This is a genomic window from Bradyrhizobium macuxiense, from assembly GCF_007993935.1.
In the GTDB taxonomy this organism is placed as follows: Bacteria; Pseudomonadota; Alphaproteobacteria; order Rhizobiales; family Xanthobacteraceae; genus Bradyrhizobium; species Bradyrhizobium macuxiense_A.
This window is the reverse complement of sequence record NZ_VITY01000004.1, coordinates 1-15,627: the sequence shown is the minus strand read 5'-3', so window position 1 is coordinate 15,627 and position 15,627 is coordinate 1. Positions and strand designations below refer to the sequence as shown.

Annotated in this window: 14 protein-coding genes; 6 read left to right on the top strand and 8 right to left on the bottom strand. The window is 64.7% G+C overall.

What is annotated here, in order from left to right; all coding sequences use genetic code 11:
* Nucleotides 1-32 precede the first annotated feature (32 nt).
* Nucleotides 33-2,783, top strand: coding sequence for a bifunctional acetate--CoA ligase family protein/GNAT family N-acetyltransferase (locus tag FBZ93_RS11275; protein ID WP_146986068.1), 2,751 nt, complete (start codon nucleotides 33-35; stop codon nucleotides 2,781-2,783).
* A gap of 28 nt (nucleotides 2,784-2,811) precedes the next feature.
* Here FBZ93_RS11275 and FBZ93_RS11270 read toward each other — a convergent pair whose 3' ends face one another.
* The 5 genes from FBZ93_RS11270 to FBZ93_RS11250 form a co-directional block, all read right to left on the bottom strand.
* Complete coding sequence (locus FBZ93_RS11270; protein ID WP_050424944.1) at nucleotides 2,812-3,597, bottom strand: succinate dehydrogenase iron-sulfur subunit; 786 nt, start codon at nucleotides 3,595-3,597, stop codon at nucleotides 2,812-2,814.
* Between the two features lie 18 nt (nucleotides 3,598-3,615).
* Complete coding sequence (gene sdhA / locus FBZ93_RS11265; protein ID WP_146986067.1) at nucleotides 3,616-5,454, bottom strand: succinate dehydrogenase flavoprotein subunit; 1,839 nt, start codon at nucleotides 5,452-5,454, stop codon at nucleotides 3,616-3,618.
* A 3-nt stretch (nucleotides 5,455-5,457) separates the two neighbouring features.
* Nucleotides 5,458-5,832 carry a succinate dehydrogenase, hydrophobic membrane anchor protein gene (sdhD, locus tag FBZ93_RS11260; RefSeq protein ID WP_146986563.1) on the bottom strand — a complete coding sequence of 125 codons (375 nt, stop codon included), beginning with the start codon at nucleotides 5,830-5,832 and terminating at the stop codon, nucleotides 5,458-5,460.
* Nucleotides 5,833-5,846: 14 nt separating this feature from the next.
* The gene (sdhC, locus tag FBZ93_RS11255) at nucleotides 5,847-6,245 is read right to left on the bottom strand and encodes a succinate dehydrogenase, cytochrome b556 subunit (protein ID WP_146986065.1); all 399 of its coding nucleotides are present in this window, start codon (nucleotides 6,243-6,245) and stop codon (nucleotides 5,847-5,849) included.
* Between the two features lie 228 nt (nucleotides 6,246-6,473).
* On the bottom strand, nucleotides 6,474-7,394 hold the full coding sequence (locus FBZ93_RS11250) for a LysR family transcriptional regulator (RefSeq protein ID WP_146986063.1): 921 nt from the start codon (nucleotides 7,392-7,394) through the stop codon (nucleotides 6,474-6,476).
* Between the two features lie 140 nt (nucleotides 7,395-7,534).
* On the opposite strand from FBZ93_RS11250, the gene FBZ93_RS11245 reads away from it, so the two are divergent.
* Nucleotides 7,535-8,395 carry a sulfite exporter TauE/SafE family protein gene (locus FBZ93_RS11245; RefSeq protein WP_146986062.1) on the top strand — a complete coding sequence of 287 codons (861 nt, stop codon included), beginning with the start codon at nucleotides 7,535-7,537 and terminating at the stop codon, nucleotides 8,393-8,395.
* Nucleotides 8,396-8,404: 9 nt separating this feature from the next.
* Here the strand turns inward: FBZ93_RS11245 and FBZ93_RS11240 are convergent, their stop codons facing one another.
* Both FBZ93_RS11240 and FBZ93_RS11235 read right to left on the bottom strand, forming a co-directional pair.
* The gene (locus FBZ93_RS11240; protein ID WP_146986060.1) at nucleotides 8,405-8,911 is read right to left on the bottom strand and encodes a DUF3658 domain-containing protein; all 507 of its coding nucleotides are present in this window, start codon (nucleotides 8,909-8,911) and stop codon (nucleotides 8,405-8,407) included.
* A gap of 142 nt (nucleotides 8,912-9,053) precedes the next feature.
* The gene (locus FBZ93_RS11235; RefSeq protein ID WP_146986059.1) at nucleotides 9,054-10,580 is read right to left on the bottom strand and encodes a malonate--CoA ligase; all 1,527 of its coding nucleotides are present in this window, start codon (nucleotides 10,578-10,580) and stop codon (nucleotides 9,054-9,056) included.
* A gap of 88 nt (nucleotides 10,581-10,668) precedes the next feature.
* Here FBZ93_RS11235 and FBZ93_RS11230 point away from each other — a divergent pair, with 88 nt between their 5' ends.
* A complete protein-coding gene (locus FBZ93_RS11230) occupies nucleotides 10,669-11,430 on the top strand; it encodes an SDR family oxidoreductase (RefSeq protein WP_146986057.1) in 762 nt (253 codons plus the stop codon).
* Nucleotides 11,431-11,603: 173 nt separating this feature from the next.
* On the opposite strand, the gene FBZ93_RS11225 is transcribed toward FBZ93_RS11230, so the two are convergent.
* A complete protein-coding gene (locus FBZ93_RS11225; protein WP_146986055.1) occupies nucleotides 11,604-13,004 on the bottom strand; it encodes an MFS transporter in 1,401 nt (466 codons plus the stop codon).
* A 328-nt stretch (nucleotides 13,005-13,332) separates the two neighbouring features.
* Here FBZ93_RS11225 and FBZ93_RS11220 point away from each other — a divergent pair, with 328 nt between their 5' ends.
* The 3 genes from FBZ93_RS11220 to FBZ93_RS11210 all read left to right on the top strand — a co-directional run bounded on the left by FBZ93_RS11220 (nucleotide 13,333) and on the right by FBZ93_RS11210 (nucleotide 15,498).
* Nucleotides 13,333-13,887, top strand: a complete 555-nt coding sequence (locus tag FBZ93_RS11220; protein ID WP_146986053.1) for a fasciclin domain-containing protein — start codon at nucleotides 13,333-13,335, stop codon at nucleotides 13,885-13,887.
* Between the two features lie 181 nt (nucleotides 13,888-14,068).
* Nucleotides 14,069-14,701 carry a cytochrome b/b6 domain-containing protein gene (locus tag FBZ93_RS11215; RefSeq protein WP_146986052.1) on the top strand — a complete coding sequence of 211 codons (633 nt, stop codon included), beginning with the start codon at nucleotides 14,069-14,071 and terminating at the stop codon, nucleotides 14,699-14,701.
* An 11-nt stretch (nucleotides 14,702-14,712) separates the two neighbouring features.
* Nucleotides 14,713-15,498 (top strand): molybdopterin-binding protein, encoded by a 786-nt coding sequence (locus tag FBZ93_RS11210; RefSeq protein ID WP_146986050.1) that lies wholly within the window; start codon nucleotides 14,713-14,715, stop codon nucleotides 15,496-15,498.
* The last annotated feature ends 129 nt before the right edge of the window (nucleotides 15,499-15,627 follow it).

The window sequence follows — 15,627 nt, the reverse complement described above, 5'->3', positions numbered from 1 at the left end:
AGCGCATCACGCGCTTCCTGCGGGACCACGCTATGTCGACGTTCGGCCTGGAGCGGGTATTTTCGCCGCGAAGCATCGCGGTGGTCGGCGGCAGCCCACGCCCGTCGTCGCTCGGCGCGGCGGTGCTGCGAAACATCAAGGCGAGCGGCTTCACCGGCAAGCTCGGCGTCGTCAACCGGCACTATGCCGATGTCGATGGCGCGCCGACCGTTCCCGACTTGAAGTCACTGCCGTTCACGCCGGACCTCGTCGTCATCAGCGCACCGGCGGCTGCGGTTCCCCAGATCGTGGCGGAAGCAGGTGCCGCCGGCGTTGCCGGTGCGGCGATCCTGTCGGCCGGTCTCGGTCATGGTGCGGGCTCGCTCGCGGAGATCGTAGAGCAGACGGCGCGGCGGCACGGCATGCGCCTGGTCGGGCCGAACTGCCTCGGCGTCATGGTGCCGCGCGCCAAGCTCAATGCGAGCTTCGCCTCGCATCAGCCGTCGGATGGCCATGTCGCGCTGATCTCGCAGTCCGGCGCGGTCGCGTCGGCGATGATCGAGTGGGCGGCGGAGCGGCGGCTCGGCTTCTCCGGCATCGCCTCGATCGGCGATCAGCTCGACGTCGACGTCGCCGACCTGCTCGATTATTTCGCGCTCGACGATCATACCAACGCGATCCTGATCTACCTCGAAGCGGTCAAGGACGCGCGCAAGTTCATGTCGGCGGCGCGCGCCGCGGCGCGCATGAAGCCGGTCGTCATCGTCAAATCGGGACGGATGGCGGAGGGGGCGAAGGCCGCCGCGACCCACACCGGCGCGCTGGCCGGCTCCGATGCGGTCTATGATGCCGCGTTCCGCCGCGCCGGCATGCTGCGCGTTTACGACCTTCGCCAACTGTTCGATTGTGCCGAGTTGCTCGGCCGCGGCTTCGTGCCGCGCGGCAACCGGCTGGCGATCCTGACCAATGGCGGCGGCCTCGGTATCCTCGCGACCGACCGGCTGGCCGAGCTCGGCGGTGTCCCCGCGACATTGACGGCGCAGACCATCGCGCGGCTCGACGAATTGCTGCCGCAGGGCTGGTCATGCGCCAATCCGGTCGACATCGCCGGCGATGCCGATGCCGCCCGCTACGTGGTGGCGCTCAACGCGCTGCTCGATGACGCCAACAACGACGCCGTCCTGGTCGCGAACGTCGAGACGGCGGTGGCGCCGGCCGTGGGGATTGCCGAGGCGGTGGCGCAATGCGTGCGCGATCGCCGGTCAAAACGCAGCGCGGTCGCCGCGCTGGTGCTTGCGGCGTGGGTCGGCGCCGACGAGCGCACCGGCGCGATCTTCGAGGCGGCGCGGATTCCGCATTTCCCGACCGAGGACGATGCGGTCCGCGCCTTCATGTATCTGGTGCGCTATCGCGAGGCCTCCACCGCGCTCGCCGCTACTCCGCCCGGCGTCGCATCGCTGTTCACGCCGGAGACGGCGGCGGCGCGGCACGTGGTCGTGAAAGCGTTGTCGGAGGGACGGGCATGGCTCGATCCGGCCGAGATCGTCGCCCTGTTCGAGGCCTATCGCATTCCGATCGTGACGACGCTCGTCGCCGACAGTGCCGAGGACGCCGCCGAGAAGGCGGCGCCATTCCTTGCCGAGGGGCACGCGATCGTGGTCAGGGTGTTCTCGCGCGACATCAGGCACGCGTCCGACGTCGGCGGCGTCATCCTCGACCTCCGCACCAAGGACAGCGTCATCGAGGCCGCGCGGACCGTTATCGCACGGGCGCGAAGCGCGCGGCCCGAGGCCATCCTGCAAGGGGTGACGATCCAGCCGATGATCGTGCGGCGCGCAGCGCGCGAACTGATCCTCGGCATCGCCGACGATCCGACCTTCGGTCCGGTGATCGTGTTCGGCCGCGGCGGTCCGGCGGTCGAGGTGATCAACGACAAGGCGCTGGCGTTGCCGCCGCTCGACATGAATCTCGCCCGTGAGCTGGTCGGACGCACGCGCGTCTCGCGGCTGCTCGGCGGCTATGGCGATGTGCCGGCCGTTCCGGCCGAATTGGTGCCGCTCACCCTCGTCAAGCTCGCGCAGATGGCCGCCGACATTCCCGAGGTCGCCGGGCTCGACATCAATCCGATGCTGGCGGACGAGACCGGCGTGCTCGCGCTCGATGCGCGGGTCGCGATCCGCAAGCCGGCGCGGCTGTTCGCCGGTCAGACCCGGCTCGCGGTCAGGCCCTATCCCTCGCAATGGGAGGGCGAGCTTGCGTTACGCGATGGCTCGCACGTCACGGTGCGCCCGATGCGGCCGGAGGACGAGCCGATGGTCGAGGCGTTCTTCCGGCGCGTCACCGCCGAAGACCTCAGGCTGCGCTTCTTCCACGCGATGAAGGAGTTCTCGCACGCCTTCATCGCGCGCCTCACCCAGCTCGACTATGCGCGCGCGATGGCGTTTGTGGCGCTCGATCCGGCCACCGGCGAGATGATGGGCGCGGTTCGGCTGCATTCGGACTCGCTGTACGAGAACGCCGAATACGCGATCCTGCTGCAGTCCGATCTCAAGGGCAAAGGGCTTGGCTGGGCGCTGATGCAGCTCCTGATCCACTATGCGCAGTCGGAGGGACTGAAGCGCCTGTCCGGCCAGGTGCTGACCGAGAACACCACGATGATCGGGATGTGCCGCGATCTCGGCTTCACCGTCACGATGGATCCGAAGGATCACAGCATCGTCGACGTCGTGCTCGACCTCCGCAAGCCGGGGGTCGATGCGGTCGGCGCGGATATCCTGATTCGATCAGCTGCGGCCGGCCGCTGATACCAGCGCCAGCCGCGGCTGCATCGGATCAGATCTGGCGTTCGACCATCTTGAACTTGAGCTCGGCGATCGCTTCGGAGGGATTGAGTCCCTTCGGGCAGGCCTTGGCGCAGTTCATGATGGTGTGGCAGCGATAGAGGCGGAACGGATCCTCGAGATTGTCGAGGCGCTCGCCGGTCGCTTCATCGCGGGAATCGGTGACCCAGCGCGTTGCCTGCAGCAGTGCGGCAGGGCCGAGGAAGCGTTCGCTGTTCCACCAGTAGCTCGGGCAGGAGGTCGAGCAGCACGCGCACAGGATGCACTCATAGAGACCGTCGAGCTTCTCGCGGTCCTCGTGGCTCTGCCTCCACTCCTTCTGCGGCGTCGGCGTCGTGGTCTTCAGCCACGGCTCGATCGAGGCATACTGGGCGTAGAAGTTGGTGAGGTCGGGGACCAGGTCCTTCACGACCGGCTGGTGCGGCAGCGGATTGACCTTCACCGCGCCGCCGGCGCCGACGTCGTGCATCGACTTGGTGCAGGCCAGCGTGTTCTGGCCGTCAATGTTCATCGCGCAGGAGCCGCAGACGCCTTCGCGGCAGGAGCGGCGGAAGGTCAGCGTCGGGTCGACGTGGTTCTTGATCCAGATCAGACCGTCCAGCACCATCGGACCGCAATCGTGGGTGTCGACATAGTAGGTGTCGACGCTCGGATTCTTGCCGTCGTCCGGGTTCCAGCGATACACCCGGAATTCGCGGGTCTCGGTGGCGCCGGCCGGCTTCGGCCAGGTCTTGCCGCCGGAAATCTTCGAATTCTTCGGAAGTGCGAATTCAACCATGCTTGCTCGCCTTCGTTCTCAGTAGACCCGCGCCTTCGGCGGGATGTACTGCACGTCATTGGTCATCGTGTAGCTGTGCACCGGACGGTACTCGATCGCGGTCTTGCCGGCCGGATCGATCCAGGTCAGCGTGTGCTTCATCCAGTCCTTGTCGTTGCGATCCGGGAAGTCCTCGCGCGCATGCGCGCCGCGGCTCTCGGTGCGGTTCGCCGCCGAATCCATCGTCACGACCGCCTGCACGATCAGATTGTCGAATTCCAGCGTCTCGACCAGGTCGGAATTCCACACCAGCGAGCGGTCCGAGACCGAGATGTCGCCGACGCCGCCATAGACCTTGTGGATCAGGTTCTGGCCTTCCTGCAGGACGTCGCCGGTGCGGAACACCGCGCAATTGTTCTGCATCACATGCTGCATGCTGTCGCGCAGCTTGGCAGTCGGTGTGCCGCCGGAGGCGTGGCGGAAATGATCGAGCCGGCCGAGCGCGAGGTCAGCCGAATCCTTCGGCAGCTCCGGCTGCTTGGCGTTCGCCGTCAGCTTGTCGGCCAGGCGCAGCGCGGCGGCGCGGCCGAACACCACGAGGTCGATCAGCGAGTTGGAGCCGAGGCGGTTGGCGCCATGCACCGAGACGCAGGCGGCTTCGCCGATCGCCATCAGGCCCGGCACCACCGAATTGTCGTCGCCGTTGCGCTTGGTCAGCACCTCGGCGTGATAATTCGTGGCAATGCCGCCCATGTTGTAATGCACGGTCGGCACGATCGGGATCGGCTCGCGGGTGACGTCGACATTGGCGAAGATCTTCGCCGATTCCGAGATGCCCGGCAGCCGCTCGTGCAGCACCTTCGGATCGAGGTGATCGAGGTGCAGGAAGATGTGATCCTTCTTCTTGCCGACGCCGCGGCCTTCACGGATCTCGATCGTCATCGCGCGCGAGACGACGTCGCGCGAGGCGAGGTCCTTGGCCGACGGCGCGTAACGCTCCATGAAGCGCTCGCCCTCGGAGTTGACGAGGTAGCCGCCTTCGCCGCGGGCGCCTTCGGTGACGAGACAGCCCGAGCCGTAGATGCCGGTCGGATGGAACTGGACGAACTCCATGTCCTGCAGCGGCAGGCCGGCACGCAGCACCATGCCGCCGCCGTCGCCGGTGCAGGTGTGCGCCGAGGTGCAGGAGGCGTAGGCGCGGCCATAGCCGCCGGTCGCCAGGATCGTGGTCTGGGCGCGGAAGCGATGCAGCGTGCCGTCATCGAGCTTGAGCGCGATCACGCCGCGGCAGACGCCCTGGTCGTCCATGATCAGGTCGATGGCGAAGAATTCGATGAAGAACTCGGCCGAGTGGCGCAGCGACTGGCCATACATCGTGTGCAGCATGGCGTGACCGGTGCGGTCGGCGGCGGCGCAGGTGCGCTGCGCCTGGCCCTTGCCGTAGTCCATGGTCATGCCGCCGAACGGGCGCTGATAGATCTTGCCGTCTTCGGTGCGCGAGAACGGCACGCCCCAATGCTCGAGCTCATAGACCGCGTCGGGCGCGTTGCGCACCATGTATTCGATCGCGTCCTGGTCGCCGAGCCAGTCCGACCCCTTCACGGTGTCGTACATGTGCCAGCGCCAGTCGTCCTGATGCATGTTGCCGAGTGAAGCCGAGATGCCGCCCTGCGCCGCTACCGTGTGCGAGCGGGTCGGGAACACCTTGGTGATGCAGGCGGTTCGCAGCCCCGCTTCCGAGCAGCCGACCACGGCGCGCAGGCCCGCGCCGCCGGCGCCGACCACGACGACGTCGTAAGTGTGGTCCTGGATCGGATAGGCCTTGCCGTTCGTGGCCGGGCCGCCATTGGTGGCCTTGCCGTTTCCTTCACCGGCCATGGGTCAAACTCCAGACGACAATTTGAGGATTGCGTAGATCGAGGCCAATGCGACCGCGACGCAGAAGAAATTGTTCGCCATCACGCAGGCGAGTTTCGCCTTCTCGTTATGGACGTAGTCTTCGATGATGATCTGCATGCCGATCTTCATGTGCCAGGTGCTGGCGACGATGAAGAGCAGCAGGATGATGGCGATCGGGATCGAGCCGAGGATCTGCGCTGCGCCGGCCTGGTTGCGGCCGATCAGCGTCAGTATCACGACCAGAACGGGAACGATGAGCAGCGCCATGGCGACCGCGGTGAGGCGCTGGCGCCAGAAATCGGAAGTGCCGGTATGCGCGGAACCGAGATTGCGGACGCGCGCCAGTGGCGTGCGCATCGAGGAATGGCCGCTCATCGTCCACCTCCAACGGCGTAGGCAATGATCCAGACCAGCACGGTCAGCGCGATGCCGGCGATCAGCGCGCCCCAGGTCAGGGCCTCGCGCTCATTGGCCTTGAAGCCGTAGCCGAGGTCCCAGACGAAGTAGCGCATGCCGCTGACCAGGTGATGCAGCAGCGCCCATGTGTAGCCGAACAGGATCAGCTTGCCGATGATGCTGCCGGTGAAGGCCTGCACGTTGGCGTAGGCGGTGGGGCCGGAGGCGGCTGCGATCAGCCACCAGGCCAGCAGCAGCGTGCCGACATACATCGCGATTCCGGTGGCCCGATGGACCACCGACAGCGCCATCGTCAGGGTCACGCGGTAGGTTTGAATGTGGGGTGAAAGCGGTCGTTCGATCCTGGCGGTCATCGGCGGGCTTTATGATGTGAGGGACCGCGCCCGGCCCATCGGGGAACGCGGTAGAGGAGTTCTATTTACGGACTAGGATCAGCCCGCGCAACGGCCAAATAGCCTTCGGTCGAACCGAAGTTCATTACTAGCTTTGCCGAATTCTGGTTGATCCGCAGTGTGGTATACCAGATGCAAGGTCGGGTGAACTAAGAAGTGAATCCAAATCCGCAACGTCGGCCGGCGTATTCACTGGCGCGCGGATAGAGCCCGGAAGGCGTCGATCTTTCCCCATTGTTCCACCAGATAGTCAACGAATGCCCTGATCTTAGGCGATGCGAGACGCGATGGCTGAAGCATCAGATGCAGTGGCGTTGGGGCCGGCTCATGATCCAACAGCAGCCGTCGCAGGCGGCCGCTCGAAAGATCAGACTGCACCTGCCAGGACGGCACGCGCACGATGCCCGCGCCATCCCGCGCCGCAGCAACCAGCGCGTCGAGGCTATTCATCCAGAGCCGACCGGATATGCGGAATTTGCGACCCGTCTTCGAGCCGTCGGCAAAACGCCACGCGGCGCTGCCGGGCGAATCGGAAAACGCCAGGCAGTCATGATCAGCAAGATCGTCCGGCGTGCGTGGTTCGCCGCGCCGCGCCAGATAGTCCGGCGCCGCGCACACGATCATCTGCAGGTCGGTGAGCTTGCGCGTGACGAGTTGCGAGTCGCGCAAGCGGCCGATGCGGACAGCGAGATGGATATCCTCCTCGACCATATCGACAGTGCGGTCGATCAACAGCAAGTCGACGGAGATTGCCGGATAGCGGCGCAGAAACTCAACCAGCATCGGTGCGATCACCAGCCGCCCGACAAGGCTCGGTGAGCTCAGCCGAATCCGGCCCGACGGTTGATGCGGGTCTCGCGCCAACGCCGCCTCGATCTCCTTGACCTCGCCAAGAATCGATTTCGCGCGCTCGTAGAGGATCCGGCCGTCGTCGGTCAGCGCGAGTTGGCGCGTGGTGCGCAGCAGCAGGCGAGTGCCGAAATGCTCTTCGAGCGCGCTGATCTGGCGGCTCACCGAGGTCAGCGAGCTCGGCAGCGACCGCGCCGCCGCCGAAAGGCTGCCGGTCTCGACCGCGCGGACAAAGGCTGCCATCGCTGCAAGCTGGTCCAAGCTCGATCCTTCCGCATTTCGCAACAGAGCCTGCTCAACAGCATAGATACTCCCGAATCCCAAAAGGGGCTATTGCTCGGGGGAACAGTCTCACGACGGCGCCAATACCTGCATGCGGCGCCAACCGCTGCACGAAGGACATGATGGCCGGCCTGGACCCCAAGGAATTGCTCGAGCTTGCGCTGCTGTTGGTCGCGGTCGGCGCGCTGTCCGGCTTTCTCGCCGGCCTGTTCGGCATTGGCGGCGGCGCGATCCTGGTGCCGGTGTTCTACGAATGCTTTCGCCTTGCCGGCGTGCCGCTCGAGGTGCGGATGCCGCTGTGCATCGGCACCTCGCTCGCGATCATCATCCCGACCTCGCTGAGCTCGTTCCGCGCCCATTATCGCCGCGGCGCGGTCGACATGGAGATATTGAACCGCTGGTGGTTGCCGATCGTGATCGGTGTCGCCGCCGGCAGTATCACCGCGCGCTACGCGCCGGAGCGGCTGTTCAAGATCGTGTTCGTGATGGTGGCCTGGTCGGCGGCGGCGCGGCTGCTATTGGCGCGCGAGACCTGGAAGTTCGGCGACGACGTGCCGAAGGGTTTTCTGATGCGCGTCTACGGCTTCTTCGTCGGCTTGCTGTCGACGCTGATGGGCATCGGCGGCGGCCTGTTCGCCAATCTGCTGATGACCTTCTACGGCCGGCCGATCCATCAGGCGGTCGCGACCTCGTCTGCGCTCGCGGTGTTGATCTCGATCCCCGGCGCGCTGGGTTACGTCTATGCCGGCTGGCCCGCCGCCGCGCGCTTTCCCGACGTCGCCGCGCTGCAATTGCCGTTCGCACTCGGCTATGTCTCGCTGATCGGCGCGCTCTTGGTGATGCCGACCACGCTCGTCACCGCGCCGCTCGGCGTGAAGGTCGCGCACGCGCTGTCGAAGCGCGCGCTGGAGGTGGCGTTCGGGGCCTATCTCTTCATCGTCGGAGGACGGTTCGTGATCAGCCTCGTCGGAGGGCACTAGTCGAGAGGGCTACGACACCTGGCCTACAAGCGAGGCCTTCAGGCGGATCATGCTGTTGCCCCAGTACCGCAGGTCGCCTTGGCTCTCAAAGTGGCCCGCACTTGCCAATGCCTGAATCCGGGCGGCAATCGTCTCGTCGCTGATCGCTAGCCCGATGTCCGCGCACTCCACAAATGCCGTGCCTACAATCAACATCATATTCCGCCATTGTGGCTCCATGACAGAGAAGATGATCTGGTCGAGTTTGGTGACCGATACGGACAGGCTTGGCGAAACCTCATCCCAGGTGAGCGTGCTGCTGATCCGTGGGGGCTTGGGGCGCGGCGCCAGCTCTGGATGCTCGGCATAGATGTCGAATTGTTTCTCGTAGACGATTTGGCAGGCCTTGGTCAGATGCTCCAACAAGGCGTCGCGGTCGACCTTGTCGATTCCGTTCGTGGCGATGACCGTACGATCGAGTGCCCGGCTCACTTTCAGGAGATGTTTCTTCAGTTCGGCCGCCCGCTCTCGATCCATGCCAAAGGCCTCCTGACTACACCTTGCAAATATCCTTATAGGTATCGCGTAGCCCGGATGGAGCGAAGCGCAATCCGGGACTCTTGCAGACGATAGACCGCTCCCGGATTTCGCTTCGCTCCATCCGGGCTACGAAGCGGAATTACTTCGAATAAATATCCTTATACGTATCCCGCAGAATGTTCTTCTGCACCTTGCCCATCGCGTTGCGCGGCAATTCGTCGACCACGAAGACGCGCTTGGGCATCTTGAATTTGGCCAGCCGTCCGTCGAGCGCCTTCAGCACCGAGGCCTCGCTGATGTCGGCGCCCTTGCTGCAGACCAGCACGGCGGTGACGCCCTCGCCGAAATCGGCATGCGGCACGCCGATCACGGCCGACTCGATCACGCCGGGCATGGCGTCGATCTCGCTCTCGATCTCCTTCGGATAGACGTTGAAGCCGCCCGAGATCACGAGATCCTTGCCGCGGCCGAGGATGTGGACGTAGCCCTTGCCGTCGATCTTGCCGAGGTCGCCGGTGATGAAGAAGCCGTCGCCGCGGAATTCGGACTTGGTCTTCTCCGGCATCCGCCAGTAGCCCTGAAACACGTTCGGGCCCTTGACCTCGATCATGCCGATGGTCTCGCGCGCGAGCTCCTTGCCGGTTTCGGGATCGGTGACCCGCACCGTGACGCCGGGCAGCGCGAAACCGACGGCGCCGGGCACGCGATCGCCGTCATAGGGGTTCGAGGTGTTCATGTTGGTCTCGGTCATGCCGTAGCGCTCGAGCACGGCGTGGCCGGTGCGCGCGGACCATTCGCGATGGGTGTCGGCGAGCAGCGGCGCTGAGCCCGAGATGAACAGCCGCATGTGCCTGGTGGCGTCCTTGTTCAGGCCGGGGTTCTGCAGCAGGCGGGTGTAGAAGGTCGGCACGCCCATCATCACGGTGGCGCGGGCCATCAGCTTGAGGATCGCGTCCGGATCGAACTTCGGCAGGAAGATCATCGAGGCGCGCGCAAACAGCGTCACGTTGCTCGCCACGAACAGGCCGTGGGTGTGATAGATCGGCAGCGCGTGGATCAGCACGTCCTTGTCGGTGAAGCGCCAGTAGTCGACCAGCGAATACGAGTTCGACGCCAGATTGTCGTGCGACAGCATCGCGCCCTTGGAGCGGCCGGTGGTGCCCGAGGTGTAGAGGATCGCGGCGAGATCGTTGTTTGCCCGCGGCACGGTGGCGAATTCCGTCAGTGCCTTGTCGGCGGCCTCGGTCAGCGAGCCCTTGCCGCTGGAATCGAGCGTCTCGACCTTGGCGCCCACCTTGGCGGCGATCGCCTTGATGCCATCAAGCTTGGCGGGATCGCAGACCACCAGCGCCGGCTCGGCGTCTGAGATGAAATATTCGAGCTCGTTCAGCGTATAGGCGGTGTTGAGCGGCAGATAGACGCCGCCGGCGCGCACGGTCGCGAGATAGAGCACCAGGGCCGAGACCGATTTCTCGGTCTGCGCCGCGACGCGGTCGCCCGGCTTGACGCCGCGCTCAACCAGCACATTCGCCATCTGGCCCGCGCGCGCGATCAGATCGCCATAGGAGATGCGGCTGCCGTCGAGCTGCTCGATCGCGAGCCGATTGGGATCGTCGAGGCCGTCGAACAGGCGGGAAAACAGATTGGCGTTGGTGGTCGTGTTCATGCAACATCCCCCGAAGGGCGAAAAAGAGCCGGAAAGGTCTGGCTGGATTAGCAAAAACGCCCTTCGGAAAGCAACGGAGACAGTTTGCATGACAAATAATGGGAAACGCGTGGCCTGGGTCACCGGCGGTGGAACGGGAATCGGTGAATCCGGAGCGGAATTCCTGGCTGCGGACGGCTGGACGGTGGTGGTTTCCGGCCGCCGCAAGGAAGAGCTCGACCGCGTGGTGGCCAACATCACGAAAAAGGGCGGCAAGGCCGAGGCGATCCCGCTCGACGTCAGCAACAAGGCCGACGTCAACAAGGCGGCCGAGGCGATCGTCGCCAAACACGGCCGTATCGACCTCCTGGTCAACAGCGCCGGCATCAACGTGCCGAAGCGCAGCTGGGCCGATATGGAACTGGAAGGCTGGGACAAGCTGGTCGAGGTCAACCTCAACGGCGTGCTCTATTGCATGCGCGCGGTGCTGCCGACCATGCGCAAGCAGCAGGACGGCTGCATCATCAACGTCGCCTCCTGGGCCGGCCGTCACGTTTCGAAGATGCCGGGCCCGGCCTACACCACGACCAAGCACGCGGTGCTGGCGCTGACCCATTCCTTCAACATGGACGAATGCATCAACGGCCTGCGCGCCTGCTGCCTGTCGCCGGGCGAGGTCGCTACCCCGATCCTGAAGCAGCGGCCGGTGGTGCCGAGCGAGCTCGAGCAGGCCAAGATGCTGCAGCCCGAAGATTGCGGCCGCACCATCGCCTTCGTCGCCAGCATGCCGGCGCGGGTCTGCATGAACGAGATTCTGATCAGCCCGACGCATAACCGCGGGTTTATCCAGACGCCGGCGAACCGGGATTAGGCCGAGCTCCCACAACCGGTCGTCCCTGCGAACGCAGGGACCCATAACCACTAATATTGGTTGTTAGCAAAGGTTGGAACCACAGCCTTCGCAAAACGACCATCCGTAGTTATGGGTCCTGGCTCGCGCTTCGCTTGGCCGGGACGACGGTGTGGAGGCTTTTGCGATCGACCTCACTCGCTGATCTCATTCAGCTCCTTGCCGGTATGCTCCGGCACGAACAGGAACACGCCGATCGCCATCGCGATCATCAGCACGGGGATGCAGAGGAACGCCAGCGCGAACGAGCCGGTGTGCTGCTGGAGTGCGATCGAGACAAAGGGAAACAGCACGAAGCCGACGAAATAGGCGATCGCCCAGACCACGCCGTTGGCAGCGCCGCGGATCCGGGTCGGGAAGATTTCCGCAGTGAGCGTCGTGCTCGGGCCCCAGAAGCCGAGAAAGCCGAGACACCACGCGAGACCAAACGTCCACAGCAGGACGCGGTCCTCGGAATAGACCCAGAGCGTCATGAAGATCGCACCCTCGATCAGGGTGATGATGAAGGTGCGGCGGCGGCCGATCTTGTCGATCAGCCAGCCGACCACGCACAAGCCGAGGAAGCCGCACAGGCCGTAGAATACGTAGAACAGGCTGTATTCGGCGGTCGACCAATGCTTCTCGGTCGACAGATACAGCGGCATCCAGGCGCCGACCGTGCCGTAGATGCAGGTCGAGGCGCAGGCAACGAACAATGCGACCAATGTCGACGGCAGCACGTCGGGCATGAACACCTGGCTGATGCCGACCGACTTGGCCTTGGTGAACCAGTTGCGGTCGTCGTCGCTGACCGTGCCGCCGCGCGCCAGCGTCTCCGAGATGCGCCGCTTTCGGTCCTGCGCGCGCACCCAATAGGGCGATTCCGGACAGGTGGAGCGGATATAGATCGCGAGCAGCGCGATCGCGCCGGGGACCATCACGGCGATGCGCCAGCCGAAATTGGCGGCGACGAGGCCGGTGATCGCACCGGCGAGCGTCGCGCCGAGGCACCACGCCGAGCGCGTGATGCTGATGACGCGGCCGCGCAAGCGCGCCGGCCAGGTCTCCGCCACCAGCATCGAGCCGAGCGACCATTCGCCGTTGAGCGCGAAGAACAGCAGCGAGCGCGCGATCACGAACACCGCGAATGTCGGCGACAGCGCCGCCACCGGCATCAACAGCGAGAACAGTGCGATGTTGACCGCGAGCAGCGTGCGGCGGCCGTAGCGGTCGGCGAGCCACGGCCAGAAATAGAGCCCGGCGATGCCGACGAACAGCGCGATCTGCATGCCGGAGCGATACTCCGGCAAGCTCAGCGCAAAGTCCTTGATCACCATCGGCGAGATCAGCGCGAAGATCACGCCATCCATGCCGTCGAAGCCCCAGCCGAGCGCGTTGGCGGTGGCGATGTGCCAATGGGTCTTCGTGAGCTCGGTGCTGCCGGCGACGGCGCGGTAGTTGGCGTATTGCAGGTGTTTCTGTTCGAGCGGGCCGACGTCGCTATCGGCATCGTTCACCATAGGCGCGGCGCGCCCATCCGCCGTAATGCTGCTCATGACTGGGATCCCCACGACCGCCGGCGGCGAAGCTGCGCCGCAATCTCAGGCTGAACCAATCGAACAATGGCGGCAAGCAAATTGCTCGCGGCAGCGCACGCGTCCATTCCGCTGAATGGAATGGCGCGCAGGTCGTGCGACGAGCGCGTGTACGAAGCACGGCGCAGCCGGTTTCAGGAATCACAAAGAATTATTTCCGGAAACCGCCCGGAAAACCTCGCGTAGCTCAGCTCAACGACGGCGCATTCATCAACCAACCCGCGCCGTTGTTGCCCCTTCATCGCCGGCGGAGACGCGCCGGCCAGATTACCCATCGGGAGACGAAATCATGTCGAAGCGTATTGCCTATCTCGCTGCCGCCGCCTTCAGCGCGCTCGCGATCACTGCCACCGTCATCGCGCCGGTTCGCGCCGAGGAAAAGACCGTGATGGTCGGCGGCGCCGCGATGTTCCCGTCCAAGAACATCATCCAGAACGCCGTCAATTCGAAGGACCACACCACGCTCGTCGCAGCGGTGAAGGCCGCGGGCCTGGTCGGCACGCTGGAAGGCAAGGGCCCGTTCACGGTGTTCGCGCCGACCAACGCCGCGTTCGGCAAGCTGCCGGCCGGAACCGTCGACAGTCTCGTCAAGCCCGAGAACAAGGCGACGCTGACCAAGATCCTCACCTACCATGTGGTGCCCGGCAAGCTCGAGGCCTCCGACCTCACCGACGGCAAGATGCTGAAGACCGCCGAGGGCGAGGAGCTGACCGTGAAGCGGCAGGACGGCAAGGTCTGGATCGTCGATGCCAAGGGCGGCACCTCGATGGTGACGATCTCCAACGTCAACCAGTCGAACGGCGTCATCCATGTGGTCGACACCGTGCTGATGCCGGCGTCGTAACACCTGGCCGCCCGGTTTAGTCCCTGGCCGGTCCGACGAAACAGCGAGCCGGAGCCTCGCCCCGGCTCGCATTTTTGTGACCACATGAAGCGGCCTATATCAAACTGATAGCCCGCCACCCCGTAACGGAACGCCGGTTCCCGGCGTATAAGCCGGTAACGACCACCAGCAGAGAACTTCCATGACGAGCCTTGCCGTCAGCGACCACCAGGCAGAGACCGCAACCCCGGCGAAGGCGATCCAGCCGGTGTGGGTGCGGATCGTGCACTGGACCAACGCCTTCGCGATGATCCTGATGATCATGTCCGGCTGGCAGATCTACAACGCCTCGCCGCTATTCAGTTTCACCTTCTCCCGGAGCATCACGCTCGGTGGCTGGCTCGGCGGTGCGCTGCTCTGGCACTTCGCCGCGATGTGGCTTTTGATGGTCAACGGCCTGGTCTATCTGGCCCTGGGTTTCGCGACCGGCCGCTTCCGCAAGAAGCTGCTGCCGATCACCCCCAGCGGCGTGATTGCCGACACCAAGGCGGCGCTGACCTTCAAGTTGTCGCATGACGATCTCAGCAAGTACAATTCGGTGCAGAAGCTGCTTTATGCCGGCATCATCACCGTCGGCATCGTCATCGTGCTGTCAGGCCTGTCGATGTGGAAGCCGGTGCAGCTGCATTGGCTGGTGGCGCTGTTCGGCGGCTACGACATTGCCCGCTATGTTCACTTCACCTGCATGGCGCTGATCGTCGCCTTCCTGGTGATCCATGTCGCGCTCGCGCTGCTGGTGCCGAAGAGCCTGCGCGCGATGCTCATCGGGCGTTGAGGGAGGGTATCATGGGTCGTCTCCGCAAACTCCTGATCCCCGGTGTCGACAAGAAGCTGCTCGTGCGCGATGCGGTGAAGACGATGCCGGAGCTGACGCGCCGCCGCTTCATCACGGCCGGCACCAGCCTCGGCGCGCTGACGCTGCTCACCGGCTGCGACGTGGTCGATTCGTCGTCGGCGGAGGAATTGCTGAAGAAGGTCTCGAAGTTCAACGACGCGGTGCAGGCCTGGATGTTCAATCCGGATGCGCTGGCGCCGACCTTCCCCGAGAGCATGATCACCAAGCCGTTCCCGTTCAATGCCTATTACGATCTCGACGATGCGCCCGAGATCGCGGGCGCGGACTGGAAGCTCGAGGTGCGCGGGCTGGTCGACAACAAGAAGTCGTGGACGCTCGACGAATTGTACAAGCTGCCGCAGGTCAAGCAGGTGACGCGCCACATCTGCGTCGAGGGCTGGAGCGCGATCGGCAGCTGGACCGGCACGCCCTTACGCGATTTCCTCAAGCTGGTCGGTGCGGATACCCGCGCGAAGTATGTCTGGTTCCAGTGCGCCGACAAGGACGGCTACAATTCACCTCTGGACATGCGCACCGCGCTGCACCCGCAGACCCAGATGACGTTCAAATTCGGCGACGAGATCCTGCCGCGCGCCTACGGTTTTCCAATGAAGATCAGGGTGCCGACCAAGCTCGGCTTCAAGAACCCGAAATACGTGCTCTCGATGGAAGTCACGAACGACTACAAGGGCGGCTACTGGGAAGACCAGGGGTATAATTCGTTCAGCGGAAGCTAGCCGTCGTCCCGGCCTAGTGCGCAATTGCGCACGGGAGCCGGCAACTGTTATGTTGAAGGAGCCGCCCGATAGGGTTTTCGGTCGCGCATCATCGCGTTGAGGATGGTGAGCAGCTTTCGAGCGACGGCA